The organism is Desulfurobacterium pacificum, from assembly GCF_900182835.1.
Classification (GTDB): Bacteria; Aquificota; Aquificia; order Desulfurobacteriales; family Desulfurobacteriaceae; genus Desulfurobacterium_B; species Desulfurobacterium_B pacificum.
This window is the reverse complement of the sequence record NZ_FXUB01000004.1, coordinates 73,050-88,987: the sequence shown is the minus strand read 5'-3', so window position 1 is coordinate 88,987 and position 15,938 is coordinate 73,050. Positions and strand designations below refer to the sequence as shown.

The window sequence follows — 15,938 nt, the reverse complement described above, 5'->3', positions numbered from 1 at the left end:
CCCTAAGGGGGCGGAAATTAAATTCCTAACTCTTCTCTCTTCTTCAAGATGTGAGCTTCTATGCCGTTTGCAGCTTCAACAGGGTCATCGCCTACTGCAATTTTGCCGCCGGTAAGACCTTCAACTTCTTCAGTTAAAAGTTTAACAACTTTGTCAGAACCTGTTACAGGAGGAACTGGAGATACGTGGGTGTAAAGCCCCATTGCTACTGCAGAAAAGCCGTCTATCACTGCTTTCTGCTCCATATATTCAGGAGCTGTAACTGCAACTGGTAACTGTGACGGGTCAACGCCTAAAGCGTTTGCTATTGCAACAACCGTCATGATAATCCTTCCTGTATCGGTACAGGTTCCAAAAGATAGAACTGGTGGAATACCTAAAGCTTTGCAAACTCCAGCTAATTTAGAACCTGCATACTTATCAACGGCTTCCATCGTTTCAAGTCCTGCTTTTTGAAGACCTGCGTTTCCGCAACCTGCACCGATTACTAAGATATCTCTCTTTATTAATTCTTTGGCAATTTTTACCGTCATGCTGTCCTGAGGACCGTTTGCAAGAGATGTACAGTTAACCAGTGCAACAACGCCTTTAATGTCGCCACTCTTTATAACTTCAAGTAGCGGAGTTAAACTGCCGCCTAAAGCTTTTACGATTGCCTCTGCGGAAAATCCAACCACAGCCTTCTGCTTGAACTTAGAAACGTCAGTTTTAGGAGCGTTCTTCCTTTCCTTAAAGTTTTCAATAGCTTTCTTAATGATTTCTTCTGCTATCTTTTCTTCGTTTCCAGGCTTATACTCAAGCCTTTCTGCTCCCGGAACGCCGATGATGTTGGAAACTGCAATAAGTTTAAACTTATACTTATCTGCATACTCCTTGAGGTTTGCGAGAGAGCAGTTCATATCCATAACGAAAGCGTCAACTGCTCCCGTTGAGAGGAAGTATTCAAGAGAAATCCAGTTTGACGTTAAACCTGCAAAAACGTCATCGCAGTTGAGCCTTGCCATCATTTCTTGTCCGGTTTCTATTGAACCGACAATTTTCAAGCCTTTTGCTCCAGCTTCTTTACCCATCTGCTGGAACTTAGGGTCTTTAGCTAACTTAACCAAAGCCATTCCTACAAAAGGCTCATGACCGTTTGGAAGGATGTTTACGTAGTCAGGGTCTAAAACACCAAAGTCAACCTGACACTCGTGAGGTTCAGGAGTACCGTAAAGCGCGTCTTGAATCATTTCAAGCGGAACCAAGCTACCGAAAGCTGAAGCTACGCCGTTTCTCAACGCTGCCAAAGCTAAAGTGATGTAGTCGCCATCAATGTTCGTCATTGAACGAGTTACAGAGTCAACCAATTCATTCATTGGACCTTTAGGCATAATGCCAAGCTTCCTGAAAACTTCCTTTCTGCTTTCCGGAGCTAACTTTTCAACGAACACTGAGTAGTCGTTTTGGGAGAGACTTTCAAGAACTTTCTTTGCAACCTCTTCTGCTTTCTTTTCAAGTGGCAAGGAAGTATCAACTTCTAAAACTTCTGCCAAAAGGTCTATCTTTGAAGGGTCTTTAATTTCGTAAACTGTGTTGCCTTTAGCTGTTTCAAGGAGCGTTAAGGCTGCTTCTCTGCAGTGGTAGGTGTACGCTGCCAGTCCCATGTTTGCTTTTATCAGCAGGTTTCTCATTACTATTCCGTGAGCGTCTATCCCACATACGCCCCTTGGAGTTTGAGGGGTTATACGGCAGGGACCCATAGAGCAGAGCTGACAGGAAACGCCTTCTTTACAGAACTTACATCTAACCTTTTCCATGGCTTCAAATCTGTCGGCTACGTTTGAGAGACCTGCCTCTTTTACTTTTTGATACATGTAGTTAACGCTTTCGTGGAACGAAGGCATCTTGATTTCTACCTCTTTGCCTTCCTCTTTCTTGAAAAATCCGAACATCTGCGTCCTCCTCTTATAAAGTTTCTTGTTTATTAAGATTAGCAGGACCGAAACGAAATTGCCTTGACTTAAATCAACGAATGGACGATATTTGAGAAACCGATAGATTTGAAAATTACAATTTAATTTAATTAAGATACGCTCCAAGCTCCTTTCCGTAAGGGATGAGATACAGAGTGAACTGTTGCAGCATTGTTATTGACGAGTGTTAGTCCTGAATATAGAATGAGGGTATGGAATATAAACTGGATAGGAAGTTATAAAAATAGAATTATGGGGCGTACTTCATAGCAACAATTGGGTAGGTAAAACTGGAGGACGTAAAGAGATATGTCCAGAGTCAAAGAAGAAAGTAAATTCCTGCTCACCTATAAATTCAGAGCTTATCCTACTGTTCTGCAAGAGTATAAGTTAGAAAACTGGCTTTTTGTTTTATGCTGGCTCTACAACTATGCACTTGAAGAAAGGAAAAAAGTCTGGAAGGAAGAAGAGAGAACTGTAAGTTATTCAGAACAACAAAATAACCTACCAAAGCTTAAGAAAAAAGAACCGATACTAAAGTTTGTTCATTCTCAAGTCCTTCAAGATACGCTCAGGAGAGTAGATAAAGCATTTCAGAAGTTTTTCCACGATTTAGAGAGGAAGAAGAAAGGAGAGAAAATAAAGGTAGGTTATCCTAAAAAGAAACCGATAGCAAAATGCAAGTCTCTCACATTCCCGCAAGTTTGGATGAAACAAAAAGGAAAGTTAGTTCCGATAATCAAGTTAGAGAAGGAAAATAACCGATTTGCATATCTTCACTTACCTAAGATAGGAAAGCTCAAAATAAGACTCCATAGAGAGATAGACTGGACAAAAGCGAAAACAGTAACGGTAAAGAGAGAACCAAGCGGGAACTGGTATGTATGCGTAAGCGTAGAAGTTGACCTTGACCAGATACTCAAAGAGGTAGAAGAGAAAGTAGAAAAGAGAGCAAAAGCGGTAGGGATAGATTTAGGTGTAAAACACCTTGCGGTAACAAGCGAAAAGGAATTCATAGAGCATCCTAAGTTCTTACAAAAGCTGGAAAAGAGGCTCAAAAGAGAACAAAAAAAGCTCTCCAGAAAAGAAAAAGGAAGCATAAACTTTGAGAAGCGAAGGAAGAGAGTAGCTAAGATACATGAAAGGATAAAGAACGCAAGGAGAGATTTTCTCCATAAGCTATCAAAATACCTTGTTGACAACTATGACTTGATAACCTTTGAGAACCTTGACATACCAGCACTTATAGAGAACAACAGATTAGCTAAACTTATACTTGATGCAGGATGGGGAACACTCATCACCTTTGTCACCTATAAAGCTGTAATGGCGGGGGCAAGGGTAGTAAGAGTGAACCCTGCATACACAACTCAAATTTGTTCTGTATGCGGGCAGAAAGTTCCTAAAACATTAGCAGATAGAATACATAAGTGTCCGGTTTGTGGGACAGAACTTGATAGGGATTACAACGCAAGCGTAAACATACTCAGAAAGGGGTTCACCCACCTTACGGGTGGTAGGGTTGGAGCGACCCAAACTGAAGCCTGTGGAGAGGGCAATGGCGGGGCACTCCTAAAAGGGAGTGTTAGCTATCCCTCGTTGAAACAGGAATCCCCTTGCGGGTCTTCTGGATGGGGAGATAATCCTCTACCAGAAGTTCCGTCCGTAAGGGCGGAGTAGTTCACTCAATTTGGAGGATACTATGAGAGTGGCGGTGCCGATTTTAGAGACTGAGGTTAACGGCAGGAGGTTGGTCAATGCGCACTTTGGTAAGTCTAACCTTTTTGCCGTAGTTGATACAGAAACAGGAAAAGTTGAAGTGAAGGAAAATCCAGGACTTCACGTAGAGAGAGGAAGAGGTATCTATATTGCAGAAATGTTTAGGGAAAACGGAGTAGAAGCTGTATTGGTTAAAGAGATGGGACCTGGTGCTTTTGATAAGATAAGGAACCAGTTGGGAATAACCGTTTATTTAATTCCGCAAAACGTTAAGTTTTTAGATGAAGCGATTGAAATGTTTAAGAAAGGGGAGCTTGTGGAGCTTTTGGAGCCTAACGAAGAAGAGCATTGAGGTGTTTTATGAAGTGTCACAGGTGCATGAATCCTGAATGTTATAGAGAGGGAAAAGTTTGTTATCCTGGTGAGTCGGTTAAGGATTTAGATGAAAAAGACCAGAAGCTACTGAAAGTTGCCTGCGATATAGAGAGAGAGTTTTACGGGAAGTTAACGAGAATTGAAGAAATTGTGGAATTTGCAAAGCGGATGGGTTTTAAAAAGATTGGAATTGCTTTTTGCATAGGGCTTTTTGACGAGGCTAAAGTGATAGCGGAGGTTTTTGAAAGCGCCGGTTTTGAAGTTTACTCTGTAGTATGTAAAGTGGGTGCTGTGGATAAATCGGAGTTAAATGTTGAAAAGATGAGACCGGAAGAAAAAGAAGCCGTATGCAACCCGATAGCGCAGGCTGAAGTCCTTAATAGGAAAGGAACAGAACTTAACGTAGTTGTAGGTCTTTGCGTTGGTCATGACATTTTGTTTCAAAAGTATTCAAAGGCTCCTGTGACTACCTTGATAGTAAAGGATAGAGTTTTAGCCCATAACCCAGCGGGGGCTATCTATAGCAGATATTACAAGAGAAAGTTGTTGTCTAAGTAGAAATTATTTCTCTTGCGATGCTTTCGGCTGCCGCTTTTACTCTGTTTCCGTCTCTTGGGTCTATTACTTCAAACGGAATTTTCAGATTTTTAAGCGTAGCAAGGAGTGAAGAAGGGTTTTGTGCAGCATCAGGAAACGTAATAAATATTCTTTTTGCTGCTCCTTTATAGGCTGGTAGTTTTGAAAAGAAACCAACAATCTTTTCTAACTCTTCAGGTTTTTCGTAAGAAGGGTGTAGAAAAACGATTCCGTCAAAATTTCCGCCTGCTATCTCCCAGATGAAGTCAAACCTTTCCTGTCCGGGAACCCCCATAAACATGAACTCATACCCGTTGAGGGAGAGGAAGTTTACCTCCACTCCTACCGTTGTGGTTGTATCTTTTTCTAAAAGGGTTGAAAGGTCAATTTCGTTTACTTCTGTTCCGGTAAATTTTTCTGGATTGATGTTTTTGATAAAAGTTGTCTTTCCGGCGTTGTACTTGCCACAGACTATTATCTTCTTCAAGTTTCTACCTTCCTCCTCTCTTTTTGTTCTCTGTGTTCAACGAATACTTCAAAGTTGGGAAAGGTTTTGGCAACTTCTGTAGCTATCATTTCGGCTAACGCAACTGAGCGGTGTTGCCCTCCCGTGCACCCTACTGCATAAGTTATGTAGGATTTTCCCTCTTTTTCATAAAAAGGCAATGTGAATTTTACAAAATTCATTATATATTCAAGGGTCTTTCTTGTCTCTTCAAACTTTAAGAGGAATTCCTGAACTTCTCTGTCTGTTCCTGTTTTTGGTCTTAATTCGGGAACGAAGTGGGGATTGGGAAGAAACCTTACATCAAATACGTTGTCAGCAGATGCCGGTATGCCGTTTTTAAAGCCAAAGGAAAGAACGGTTACTTTCAGCTGGGGTTTCCCCGTTGATAGTATCTCTTTTAGCAATCTTTTAAGGTCGTGCGTGTTAAGGGAGGTTGTATCTATTACTTTGTCTGCAATCTCTTTTACAGGTGTCAGGACTTCCTTCTCTTGTTCTATAAGTTCTTCCAGACTTTTACCAGGAGAATACCTTTCAAAAGGGTGTGGTCTTCTCGTTTCGCTGAACCTTTTTATCAGTTCCTCTTTGTTGGCTGTGAAAAACCAGAGTTTTACCTGCGGGAAATCTCTTTTCACGTTCTTTAGAATCTCTGCTGCATTGCTACGGAAGGAAGGATTGCGGATGTCCATTACCAAAACGGCTTTTTCTATCTCTGCGTTGTCGTCAATGAGCCTTATGAGGTTTCTTAATAAGTCTGGGGGGACGTTATCTATGCAGTAAAAACCTAAGTCTTCAAGGTGGCGCATGGCGGAGGATTTTCCGGAACCCGATTCGCCTGTAAGGATAATTATCTCTTTCATCTTACTTTACCTTGAAGATTTCAACTTTATTTGCACTGAACTCGGGTACGAAAAGTTTACCGTCGCAGTATCCTATATCCGCAGGGGTTATAAGTCCAGATTTTAAAATCTTTATTTTTCCGTTTTTAAATGCGTAGATTTTCCCTCCTGAAAAGCTTGAGAAAAGGATAGTTCCATCGTTTAAAACCACAACGCCGTCTAAGAATCCGCTAACTTGGGTGAGGACTTTTAAGGATTTGTCTCTATTTATCTGGAAAACTTTTCCGCTGCCGTAACTAACCACTATCATCGTGCCATTTGGGGTAAACGCTATGCCGTTTGGTCCTTCAAGCTCGTTGTTCTGAAGGAATACTTTTACAGAGTAATTTGAAGGGTCTACCTGGTAAATCGTGTTGGTTAAAGTGTCGGAAACGTAGACGTACTTTCCGTTAAATGCTGTGTCGTTTAGGAAGCGGGCGCCGGGGGCGGGGATTTTGCGGAGAATTTTTCCAGATTGTGGGTCTATCACTACTACCGTATCTATGTCTGCAACGAACAGTTTTCCTTTTGCAAAGGTTATTCCTTTCGGAGCGTTTAAACCTTTCGTGAATTTTGTTTTAATTATTTTCCCGTCGAGAGATGCTAAAGTTATATATCCATCTCCATCTTTACTATCCGGCGGTAAATTTCCAATGTTGGAAATGTAAAGCTTGCCTCTGTAGCACTGGCTGCTTTCTGGCGTTTTTAAACCACCGGAAAGAGAATTTAAAAGAATTAACGTGAGCGTTAATGCACCTGCAGCTGCTGTAATTATCCCCATTTCAATTTCTCCCTTAAGGTTTGATAGTAGGATTTTTCCGGGTCTCTCAGTATTAAAAGGTCGTAAGGAGACCTGGTTATTTCTATAATATCGCCCTCTCTTAACTCTATTCCTTCCTGCCCGTCAAATATAACCATAACTGTTTCACTTTCCGTTTTTAGCCTTGCTGTGAGACAGACCTCTCCGGGAATAATAAGAGGTCTCAAAGTTAGCGTGTGGGGGCATATGGGAGTAAGAAGCATAACGTTAAGTGTGGGTATCGTTATCGGTCCTCCGGCTGAGAGAGAATACGCCGTTGAACCGGTTGGTGTTGCGACTATAAGTCCATCACCTCTAAACGTAGTAACGTAAGAGCCGTCGGCTTTTACTTCTACTTCTATTATTCTTGCCAGCGTATCTCTTTTTATTACAACTTCGTTAACGCACCTGTATATGGATATGTGTCCGTTCTTTCTTATAACTTTTACTCTTATAACGGGTCTGTTTTCCTGCTTAAACTTGCCGTTCATAAGTTTGTCAAGGCTCGTATCTATCTCATCTATAGAGATTTCTGTTAGGAAGCCGAGTCTTCCGAAGTTTATTCCCAAGAGTGGAACAGGTTTTTTATCTACTAACTTTGCAACCGTCAGGAATGTTCCATCTCCGCCTAAAACCAGAATGACATCTACTTTGTCGGGAAGCGTCAATCTATCAACTACTTTGACGTTTTCTCTGCAGCCTTTTCCAGTTAAACGGCACGTTTCTTCGTCAGTGTATATTTCAACGTCGTATTTCTTCAGCTTTTCTATTATTTTCCTGACGCCTTTTCCGCTTTCCGTTTTTATTGGATTTGCAACTATGCCGATTCTTTTAAAGAGTATCTGTCTTTCTCTTGTCATCGCCTTCCACCTTTATAATCTTGCACATTTCATGGATTCTTGATTCGGTTCTGCTATCAAACTTTGAGGAAAACTGTTCCAGCCCTCCGTCAAACGAAAGGTTTGTTGTAATAATTGTTGGTAGGTTGTTTATGTACCTATAGTTTATTATAAGGTTAAGTTTCTCTTTTGCCCAATCGGTGTTTCTCTCCGCTCCCACGTCGTCTAAAATTAAAAGGGGAGCTTTCACTACGTTTTCTATTATTTCAACTTCCGATTCGTTGGTATCATAGGTGCTTTTTATGGTTAAGAGAAGATTTCTAAAGTCGCAGAAAACGCCTTTTTGTCCTTTATACTTTATTACGTTTCTAAGAACTGCTGTGGCTAAGTGTGTTTTACCTGTTCCTGGAGGTCCGTACAGGAGCAGCCCCTTTTCAACGAACGGAAAAAGGTAGAAAAACCTTTCACACTCCTTTAAAGCTCTTAATTGGTAGGCTGTTTTCGGAACGTAGTTGGAGAATTTGCAATTCTGATACCTTTTAGGTATTCCTGCCTTTTTGAGGTAAATCTTGCTGAACTTTTCAAACTGGCATTTGCACCTGAAACTGACGCTTCTGCCGTCAATCTCTTTTACTATCCATCCGCTTCCGCCGCATATTTGACAGGTCAATTTTTACTCCTTAAACTCTTCTTTGAATTTTAATCTATTCTTTTTGGAGAAAAGCGTGGATAGGATTATAGAAGAGAAAGTTTTAAGTGGCGAAAGAATAAGTGTTGAAGATGCGCTGAAACTTCTGAAAGAAGCCGATTTGGTGGAATTAGGTCAGCTTGCAAACTTTGTGAGAAATAGAAAGCATCCAGAAAGAGAAGTTACTTTTGTGATAGATAGAAACATAAACTACACGAACGTTTGCATTTGCAAGTGCAGGTTTTGCGCTTTTTATAGGAATAAAGAAGATGCCGACGCTTACGTTATAGATAGGGATACTTTAAGGAAGAAAATAGAAGGGACGGTAAATTTGGGAGGAACTGCTATTCTTCTTCAGGGAGGGCTTCATCCGGATTTAACTATTGAATGGTATGAGGAACTTTTGCGCTTCATAAAGAGGAATTTTCCTGAAATTCACGTTCATGGCTTTTCTGCTCCGGAAATAGTTCATATTGCGAGGGTTTCCAATCTTACCGTTGAAGAGGTGATAAAGAGGCTTAAAGACGCGGGGCTTGGTTCTATTCCCGGTGGTGGTGCTGAGATTTTGGTTGATAGAGTGAGGGAGAGGATAGCACCCAATAAGGCGAAAACTGAAGAGTGGTTGTTCGTTCACGAGACGGCACACAAGTTGGGTTTGAGGACGACAGCAACGATGATGTTTGGCAGTGTTGATACGGATGAAGATATCGTTGAACATTTGAACGTGTTAAGGGAACTTCAGGACAGGACTGGTGGTTTTACGGCTTTCATACCGTGGAGTTATCAGCCGGATAACACGGAGTTAGGTAAAGAAGTAAGAGAAAAGAGCAGTGGAGAGAAGTATTTAAGGGTTTTGGCTGTGGCGAGAGTCTTTCTTGATAATTTTGATAACGTTCAAGCTTCCTGGGTTACTCAGGGAGGAAAGATGGCACAGGTTGCTTTAAAGTTTGGAGCTAACGATTTTGGTTCTTTGATGATAGAGGAAAACGTTGTAGCTGCTGCGGGAGTTAAGTACAGGTTGCCACTTAAAGAGATTGTCAGGTTGATAAAGGATGCAGGTTTTGTACCTGTTCAGAGGGATACTCTTTACCAAAAAAGAGTGAGAGTTTTTGCTTAGGTTTCGTGAAGTTTAAGTATTGCCTTCACAACTTTTATATAGTTGTGGATTAAATAGCTCATTAAGTTGAAGTTTGTTTCTATTATCTTTCCGGCGAAAAAGAGTATATGTCTTGCTTCATTTTCTCTTTTTCTCAATACTTGCAACTTTATCATGCGATTGTCCTGTGAGATTAGCAGGGTGTCACCTACGTTTATCAATGAGGAAGGTATGGTAAGAGTGAATAGTTCTGCCCCCGATAAACTGAGGTTATTTATATAAGCGTCACCGAGTCTTTCTTTACGGGTAGAGAGTATTTCAAAAGGACCTAAATGTTCGGGGCAGAAAGAATATCTATCAAAAGAACGGTTTTCTTTGAACTTTTCTTTCGTGTTTACTTCTATTTTTGCCTTTCCTTTTGAAAATTCTATAACGGTTGCTTTAAGGAGGATTATGTCTCCATTATCTGTTATCTCTTTGAGAAGGAAAATCTCCTTCCCAGAGAGGACGCTTTCCACTCCGGGAGGAGAGAACCTATCTGCTATTATTGAATTGTTTTCTATGTGCTTGACGCGAAAGCTGAAAAATATGGGTATGTTAACGCTATTTACAGAACCTTTGCACCTGAAAGGATAGTAGTAGATACCGTCGTACCTTTTACCTATCTTCATTTATCGTTATCCTTTCAAGGATGTCTTCAAATATTTCAATAGCTTTTAATGCTCTTTCTTCAAATTCTTTGAATTTTTCGTCAACTTCTTCTCCTCTCCTTATAGCTTCAACTATCTCTTTTGCTGAAGCGAAGCAAGATTCAATGACCATTTCTAAAGAGTTAACTACTTCAGAAATACCTTTGACTTCTAAGGTGGCTAAGTCTTTTTTCAACCATTCTTTAATTGATGAACTTTCAAAGTCAAGGAACGCTATAGCGTCTTCTTTCATCTTTGGTAGTTTGGAAATCCAATCGGAGAAGATTTCCATACCTTTTATGACTTTGAGGAGTTTTCCTATTTCAAACTTTGATATGTTATCCTGGACGCTCTTGATGGAAGCCTTGGTTCTGTAAATTCTCTCTTCCAACTTCTTGAATACTTCCTGGAATTTAGCCATCTCTTCGTTAATACTTGCAACGTTCTCTCTAACTGTGTCAAGGGCGCTTAGCTGCTGTTTTAAGGAGAAGAGGACGTTCTCTGTTACTTTTGATAGAGATTCCACTCTTTCTCTAATGTTTGTTAAAACGCTTTCTGTCTTAGCCATTTCTTTCTTAACGTTGAACGCTTCGTTCGCTCTTTCTTCTAAGTCTCTGGAGAACTCCTCTATTAGGTAGATGATGCCTCCAACTATTTCTCCTATCTCTTCAGCTGATGAAACTGTTCTGGTTGCCAATTTTCTCACTTCTTCAGCAACGACGGCAAAGCCTCTACCTGCTTCACCTGCTCTTGCAGCTTCAATGGCAGCGTTGAGAGCTAAGAGGTTTGTTTGGTCTGCTATTACTTTTATGGTTTCTACGACGTCGCGAATTTTGACGGAGCTCTGTTGTAGTTCTTCTATTCTGTTTCTGAGTTTTATTACTTTATCTGCAAGTTCCTGAACGTCGTTTGTTGAACGGGAAACGATTTCTGCCCCTCTTTGCGTTTCTTGGTCTACGTTTTCTACTTCTTTGCTGGCAACGTTTATGAGCTTGTTAACGTCAGATATGGAATTAGCCAACACTTCTGAAGATATGGAAAGTTCAACAAACTTGTCTTTTATTTCGTTGTTTTTAAGACTTGTTCTAAAGAGTTCAAGTGTAAGAATGCTGGCGTCGTTAGAAACTTTGGCAGAAAGCCTTTCTAACTCTTCAAATGTTGTTCTAATCCAAGATATAAACTTGTCAAATTCTTGAGCTAATTGACCTAATTCATCGTCTTTGTTAATAGAAAGCTTTTTGGTGAGTTTTCCTTTCTTAATTTCTCTCATTGTTTTAGCCATTTCTTGGATAGGTATAACGATTGCTCTGTAAGAGGTGAAGGCTCCTATGCCAATAATAATCAAGCTGAATAAAGGAATTATTCTTACGATTTTTTCAGCAAGGTTTAGTATCTGGTCCGCTCTTTCTGCTGTCTTTTGTTTGATGACTTCTATTTGCTGTTCCTTTTCGGAAAGAGTTTTAAGGGCTTCTTCAGGAGTGAGGTTGGATTTTTTAATTACGGATAAAGAAGATAAAAGTATGGAATACACCTTAGAAGCTTCGGGAGAGCTATGTTCGCTTAAAGCCATAAGGTCTTTTTCTATTTGAGCTTTTATAAAGGCTCTGTTTTTTAGCTCATCTGGCAATAAGTAATAGGCTTTTAGGTCGGCTAAGTCTTTTTCTGCTTTAAACATTAAATCGGATAATTCGTGTAGGTGCCAGAATTGGTGAAGCTTGTAGGCTGCAAATTCAGTTAGAAAAAGTATTATGAGGACTTCTACTACTAATGATACCAGCAGTTTCGTTTTAATTCTCATCTCGTTCTCCTTTAATAGAGAAGCTTTTAATTACGGATTCCTATTAAAATTGACTACTGAATATGTTAGCAAAAATTTTCAGGCTTTTGTATGGGCTATAATTCGGGAGATGTTTTTTGGAGGTGATGTGTTGGGTCGTCAAGAGAGGACTTTTAAGCTCTCTATTGAGAAGTTAGTTTACGGCGGCAAGGGACTTGGTAGATATAACGGTAGAGCGGTTTTCGTTCCTATGGTTGCGCCCAATGACGTTGTAATTGTGGAAGAAACTGCAAGGAAAAGTGGATACAGTGAAGCTAAAGTGGTTAAGCTGTTAAATAAAAGTGAGTTTAGGACGAGACCTTTATGTCCTTATTTTGGCAAGTGCGGTGGTTGTGATTGGCAGCACGTCAAGTACGAACATCAGGTAAGGTTTAAGAGGGAAATTGTTGAAGAGAACCTTCAGAAGATAGGAAAAATCCGCAAACCCAACATTGACGAAGTTGTTCCTTCTCCTTCTCCCTGGTATTACAGAAACAGGGCGCAGCTTAAAGTGAAGAGTGGGAGGGTGGGATTTTTTGCCAAAGGAACGCATAACGTAATAGATATAGACAGGTGCTATCTTTTGAAAAAAGAGATTCACGATGTAATGCCTAAGCTGAAGAAATTGCTGAAGTTTCTGCCAACAGAACCTTCAGATTTTCACATTTACTGTTCGTCTAAAAGTGAGGTGCTTCTCAAGATTGTCTATCCGGGAAAGTTCAAGAAGGTGGAGATTTCCCTTGAAAACGTAAGAGAAATTCTAGAATTAAACGTTGTAGGGTTCGGTATTTATAAGTCTGGCAGTGATGGATATCCGGAAAGGATTAAGTTTTTCGGCAGGGATTTTACGTATGAAAACGTTGGTAAGTTTAAGTTCAGAGTGAGTGCTGATTCCTTCTTCCAGGTTAATGAATTTCAGGTTGAGAATCTTATAGATAGAGTTTCAAGAGCTGCCATGGAGTATCAGTATATGCTTGCCGGTGACCTCTACTGCGGGGTTGGGACTTTTACCATTCCTGTGGGAAGATACGTTCACAGGGCTTTCGGAGTGGAAGCCAACTTTTCAGCTATCAGCGATGCTCTCTACAACAAGGATATAAACGGTTTGAGAAACGTAACCTTTTACTGTAAGCCCACGGAAGAAGCCTTAGATATTTTGAGAGAGTATAGCCCTGACTTTATCGTTTTAGACCCGCCGAGGAGCGGTTTGACCCAGAAGGTTCTGAAAGAAATAGCCAACCTGCCGAGGTTGAAGAAGATAGTTTACGTTTCCTGTAACCCTTCCACGCTGGCGAGGGATGTGGCGCTTTTCCATCAGTTTGGAATAAATATGGAAAAGGCAAAAGTCATAGATATGTTCCCGCAAACCTATCACGTTGAAACTATAGCTTATCTAAGGAAGGTGAGATGAGCCTTGAGGTAGAACTCTTTGGAGTTAAGTTTAATAACCCTGTGTGGACGGCTTCTGGAACTTTCGGCTTCGGGATTGAGTATAAAGATTTTGTTGACCTGAACAAAGTGGGAGCAGTATGCGTTAAGGGACTTTCAATAAACCCGAGAGAAGGCAACGAGCCACCGAGAATATGGGAAACGCCGTGCGGAATGCTGAACGCTATCGGGCTTCAAAACCCGGGCGTTGAATACTTCCTTGAGAAGATACTTCCGCAGCTTTCCTCTTACGAGTTTAAGGTTATAGCCAACATTTACGGTTCAACGGTTGATGAATACGTTGCCGTTGCAAAAGCCCTTAACGGCGCTGAGGGTGTTTGTGCCATTGAGCTTAATATATCCTGCCCCAACGTAAAAAAGGGTGGACTTGCGTTTGGCGTTGACCCTGTAGAAGCGGCAAGATTGACAGAAGCAGTCAAAAAGACTTCTGATAAGCCGATTATTGTGAAACTGTCCCCTAACGTTACCGATATAGTTGAAATAGCAAAGGCTGTTGAATCTGCAGGAGCTGATGCTTTATCTGCGATTAATACGCTAATGGGAATGGCAATTGATATATACAAAAGAAAACCAAAACTAAAGAACCGATTTGGAGGGCTTTCAGGTCCTGCAATAAAGCCGGTTGCAGTCAGGATGGTTTATCAGGTAAGCAGGGCTGTTTCTATTCCTGTAATCGGGATAGGAGGCATCTCTACCTGGCAGGATGCCGTTGAATTTTTCTTAGCAGGTGCTTCGGCTGTTCAGGTAGGAACGGCTAACTTCTTTAATCCTAAAGCTGTTGAAGAAATTGTTGACGGCATTGAAAGCTACATGAGAGAAATGGGATATAGCAGCGTAAAGGATATGGTTGGAGATTTAAGGGAGTGAGCTGATAAAATTTAACGGAGATATAGGTTATGGATGGGAAGACCTTGGAGCTTATTGGAGTTTTTGTGGTGGGGGTTGGATTTTCTTTAACGTTTCTCTATTTTGTTTTGAAAAAACTTTAAAGGAGCGGAAATGGTAAAGGATATCCACGAGAGCAAGATTCTGATTTTGGATTTTGGTTCTCAGTATACTCAGCTGATAGCGAGAAGGTTAAGGGAAAAGCATATCTACTGCGAAATCCATCCTTACAATAAGCCGATTGAGAAGATAAAGGAATATAAACCCAAAGGGATAATCCTTTCTGGCGGTCCAGCCAGCGTTTACGCTCCCGATTCTCCGAAAGTATCAAAGGAGATTTTTGAGTTAGGCGTTCCTGTTTTAGGTATCTGCTACGGTATGCAGCTTATTACCTACCTGTTTGGCGGTGAGGTTGTAAGGGCTGAAAGGCACGAATACGGAAAGGCTGTTTTAAAGGTTATTGATAACTCTGACCTCTTTAAGGGACTTCCTGAATCCTTTACCGTCTGGATGAGTCACGGCGATAGGGTTTTGAGAATTCCTGAAGGTTTTGAGCCTATAGCTGAAACAGAGAACGCGCCTTTTGCGGCAATAAGGAATAGAGGGAAGAATATATATGGTGTTCAGTTCCATCCGGAAGTAAAGCACACGCAGTTTGGAGACAGGATTTTAGAAAACTTCGCCGTTGAGATTTGCGGCTGTGAACCATCGTGGACCATGGAAAACTTTATAGATTACGAGGTCAAAAAGATAAGAGAAACAGTTGGAGATAAGAACGTTATATGCGCTCTTTCAGGTGGAGTGGATTCTTCCGTCGTTGCAGCTTTGCTTCATAAGGCGATAGGTGACCAGCTTTATCCGATATTTGTTGATACAGGTCTTTTGAGGAAAGGTGAAAGGGAATCGGTTGAGAGGACGTTTAAAGAAAAGTTTCATATGAAGAACTTCAGGACGGTTGACGCTTCAGAGCTTTTTCTTCAAAGGTTAAAAGGAATTACAGACCCGGAACAAAAGAGAAAGATAATCGGTCATACTTTCATTGAAGTTTTTGAAAAGGCTGCGAAAGAGATTCCTGACGCTGAATTTTTGGCGCAGGGGACGTTGTATCCTGACGTTATAGAGAGCGTTTCTGTAAAAGGTCCTTCAGCTACCATAAAGTCTCACCACAACGTTGGGGGTTTACCTGAAAGACTTAACTTTAAATTGATAGAGCCTTTGAGAGAGCTTTTTAAAGATGAAGTAAGGGAGCTTGGAAAAGAGTTGGGGCTTCCTGATGAGATAATAAAACGTCAGCCGTTTCCAGGTCCTGGGCTTGCCATAAGGATTGTTGGAGAGATAAAGCCTGAATACCTTGAAATTTTAAGGGAAGCAGATGCAATAGTTCTTGAGGAGATAAAGAAAGCGGGACTTTACGACAAAATCTGGCAGTCTTTTGCCGTCTTTCTGCCGGTGAGAAGCGTTGGTGTTATGGGAGATGAGAGAACTTACGATTACGTTATTGCCATAAGGGCAGTTGAGAGCGTTGATGGTATGACGGCAGATTGGGTTAAACTCCCTTACGATGTTTTAGAGAGGATTTCGAACAGAATTATTAATGAAGTTGAAGGAGTTAACAGGGTTGTTTACGATATTACGTCTAAGCCGCCAGGAACAATTGAGTGGGAGTAAGGTT

Annotated in this window: 15 protein-coding genes; 7 read left to right on the top strand and 8 right to left on the bottom strand. The window is 40.9% G+C overall.

The window, feature by feature from the left end; all coding sequences use genetic code 11:
* Positions 1 to 17 precede the first annotated feature (17 nt).
* On the bottom strand, positions 18 to 1,931 hold the full coding sequence (gene cooS / locus QOL23_RS06995) for an anaerobic carbon-monoxide dehydrogenase catalytic subunit (protein ID WP_283400871.1): 1,914 nt from the start codon (positions 1,929 to 1,931) through the stop codon (positions 18 to 20).
* Between the two features lie 330 nt (positions 1,932 to 2,261).
* On the opposite strand from cooS, the gene QOL23_RS06990 reads away from it, so the two are divergent.
* From QOL23_RS06990 to QOL23_RS06980, 3 genes are read left to right on the top strand one after another with little or no spacing between them, the layout of a single operon-like run.
* Entirely contained in the window at positions 2,262 to 3,632 is a 1,371-nt protein-coding gene (locus QOL23_RS06990; RefSeq protein ID WP_283400870.1) for an RNA-guided endonuclease InsQ/TnpB family protein, read from the top strand.
* 22 nt (positions 3,633 to 3,654) lie between these two features.
* On the top strand, positions 3,655 to 4,023 hold the full coding sequence (locus QOL23_RS06985) for a NifB/NifX family molybdenum-iron cluster-binding protein (RefSeq protein ID WP_283400869.1): 369 nt from the start codon (positions 3,655 to 3,657) through the stop codon (positions 4,021 to 4,023).
* A gap of 8 nt (positions 4,024 to 4,031) precedes the next feature.
* Positions 4,032 to 4,604 (top strand): DUF1847 domain-containing protein, encoded by a 573-nt coding sequence (locus tag QOL23_RS06980; RefSeq protein ID WP_283400868.1) that lies wholly within the window; start codon positions 4,032 to 4,034, stop codon positions 4,602 to 4,604.
* Here the strand turns inward: QOL23_RS06980 and QOL23_RS06975 are convergent.
* From QOL23_RS06975 to QOL23_RS06955, 5 genes are read right to left on the bottom strand one after another with little or no spacing between them, the layout of a single operon-like run.
* Positions 4,597 to 5,109 carry a hypothetical protein gene (locus tag QOL23_RS06975; RefSeq protein WP_283400867.1) on the bottom strand — a complete coding sequence of 171 codons (513 nt, stop codon included), beginning with the start codon at positions 5,107 to 5,109 and terminating at the stop codon, positions 4,597 to 4,599. The genes QOL23_RS06980 and QOL23_RS06975 overlap by 8 nt on opposite strands.
* Positions 5,106 to 5,987 (bottom strand): RNase adapter RapZ, encoded by an 882-nt coding sequence (rapZ, locus tag QOL23_RS06970; protein WP_283400866.1) that lies wholly within the window; start codon positions 5,985 to 5,987, stop codon positions 5,106 to 5,108. Before rapZ ends, QOL23_RS06975 begins: the two co-directional genes overlap by 4 nt.
* 1 nt (position 5,988) lies before the next feature.
* The gene (locus QOL23_RS06965; RefSeq protein ID WP_283400865.1) at positions 5,989 to 6,786 is read right to left on the bottom strand and encodes a Vgb family protein; all 798 of its coding nucleotides are present in this window, start codon (positions 6,784 to 6,786) and stop codon (positions 5,989 to 5,991) included.
* Positions 6,777 to 7,664 (bottom strand): NAD(+)/NADH kinase, encoded by an 888-nt coding sequence (locus tag QOL23_RS06960; RefSeq protein ID WP_283400864.1) that lies wholly within the window; start codon positions 7,662 to 7,664, stop codon positions 6,777 to 6,779. Before QOL23_RS06960 ends, QOL23_RS06965 begins: the two co-directional genes overlap by 10 nt.
* Positions 7,636 to 8,313, bottom strand: coding sequence for an ATP-binding protein (locus QOL23_RS06955; protein ID WP_283400863.1), 678 nt, complete (start codon positions 8,311 to 8,313; stop codon positions 7,636 to 7,638). The genes QOL23_RS06960 and QOL23_RS06955 overlap by 29 nt, the downstream gene beginning before the upstream one ends.
* A gap of 55 nt (positions 8,314 to 8,368) precedes the next feature.
* On the opposite strand from QOL23_RS06955, the gene mqnC reads away from it, so the two are divergent.
* Entirely contained in the window at positions 8,369 to 9,448 is a 1,080-nt protein-coding gene (mqnC, locus tag QOL23_RS06950) for a cyclic dehypoxanthinyl futalosine synthase (RefSeq protein WP_283400862.1), read from the top strand.
* Here the strand turns inward: mqnC and QOL23_RS06945 are convergent.
* Both QOL23_RS06945 and QOL23_RS06940 read right to left on the bottom strand, forming a co-directional pair.
* The gene (locus QOL23_RS06945) at positions 9,445 to 10,098 is read right to left on the bottom strand and encodes a hypothetical protein (protein WP_283400861.1); all 654 of its coding nucleotides are present in this window, start codon (positions 10,096 to 10,098) and stop codon (positions 9,445 to 9,447) included. The two genes, mqnC and QOL23_RS06945, sit on opposite strands and share 4 nt — an antisense overlap.
* Positions 10,085 to 11,914 (bottom strand): methyl-accepting chemotaxis protein, encoded by a 1,830-nt coding sequence (locus tag QOL23_RS06940; protein ID WP_283400860.1) that lies wholly within the window; start codon positions 11,912 to 11,914, stop codon positions 10,085 to 10,087. Before QOL23_RS06940 ends, QOL23_RS06945 begins: the two co-directional genes overlap by 14 nt.
* A 127-nt stretch (positions 11,915 to 12,041) precedes the next feature.
* Here QOL23_RS06940 and QOL23_RS06935 point away from each other — a divergent pair, with 127 nt between their 5' ends.
* The 3 genes from QOL23_RS06935 to guaA all read left to right on the top strand — a co-directional run bounded on the left by QOL23_RS06935 (position 12,042) and on the right by guaA (position 15,934).
* Positions 12,042 to 13,343 carry a class I SAM-dependent RNA methyltransferase gene (locus QOL23_RS06935; protein WP_283400859.1) on the top strand — a complete coding sequence of 434 codons (1,302 nt, stop codon included), beginning with the start codon at positions 12,042 to 12,044 and terminating at the stop codon, positions 13,341 to 13,343.
* Positions 13,340 to 14,248: a dihydroorotate dehydrogenase gene (locus QOL23_RS06930; RefSeq protein ID WP_283400858.1), complete on the top strand. Its 909-nt coding sequence runs from the start codon at positions 13,340 to 13,342 to the stop codon at positions 14,246 to 14,248. The genes QOL23_RS06935 and QOL23_RS06930 overlap by 4 nt, the downstream gene beginning before the upstream one ends.
* A gap of 132 nt (positions 14,249 to 14,380) precedes the next feature.
* Positions 14,381 to 15,934, top strand: a complete 1,554-nt coding sequence (guaA, locus tag QOL23_RS06925; RefSeq protein ID WP_283400857.1) for a glutamine-hydrolyzing GMP synthase — start codon at positions 14,381 to 14,383, stop codon at positions 15,932 to 15,934.
* Positions 15,935 to 15,938: the final 4 nt, after the last annotated feature.

Bases quoted from the DNA above. Each gene is read 5' to 3' on its own strand.
- cooS (WP_283400871.1), bottom strand. From the start codon at position 1,931: ATGTTCGGATTTTTCAAGAAAGAGGAAGGCAAAGAGGTAGAAATCAAG.
- QOL23_RS06990 (WP_283400870.1), top strand. From the start codon at position 2,262: ATGTCCAGAGTCAAAGAAGAAAGTAAATTCCTGCTCACCTATAAATTC.
- QOL23_RS06985 (WP_283400869.1), top strand. From the start codon at position 3,655: ATGAGAGTGGCGGTGCCGATTTTAGAGACTGAGGTTAACGGCAGGAGG.
- QOL23_RS06980 (WP_283400868.1), top strand. From the start codon at position 4,032: ATGAAGTGTCACAGGTGCATGAATCCTGAATGTTATAGAGAGGGAAAA.
- rapZ (WP_283400866.1), bottom strand. From the start codon at position 5,987: ATGAAAGAGATAATTATCCTTACAGGCGAATCGGGTTCCGGAAAATCC.
- QOL23_RS06965 (WP_283400865.1), bottom strand. From the start codon at position 6,786: ATGGGGATAATTACAGCAGCTGCAGGTGCATTAACGCTCACGTTAATT.
- QOL23_RS06960 (WP_283400864.1), bottom strand. From the start codon at position 7,664: ATGACAAGAGAAAGACAGATACTCTTTAAAAGAATCGGCATAGTTGCA.
- QOL23_RS06945 (WP_283400861.1), bottom strand. From the start codon at position 10,098: ATGAAGATAGGTAAAAGGTACGACGGTATCTACTACTATCCTTTCAGG.
- QOL23_RS06940 (WP_283400860.1), bottom strand. From the start codon at position 11,914: ATGAGAATTAAAACGAAACTGCTGGTATCATTAGTAGTAGAAGTCCTC.
- QOL23_RS06930 (WP_283400858.1), top strand. From the start codon at position 13,340: ATGAGCCTTGAGGTAGAACTCTTTGGAGTTAAGTTTAATAACCCTGTG.
- guaA (WP_283400857.1), top strand. From the start codon at position 14,381: ATGGTAAAGGATATCCACGAGAGCAAGATTCTGATTTTGGATTTTGGT.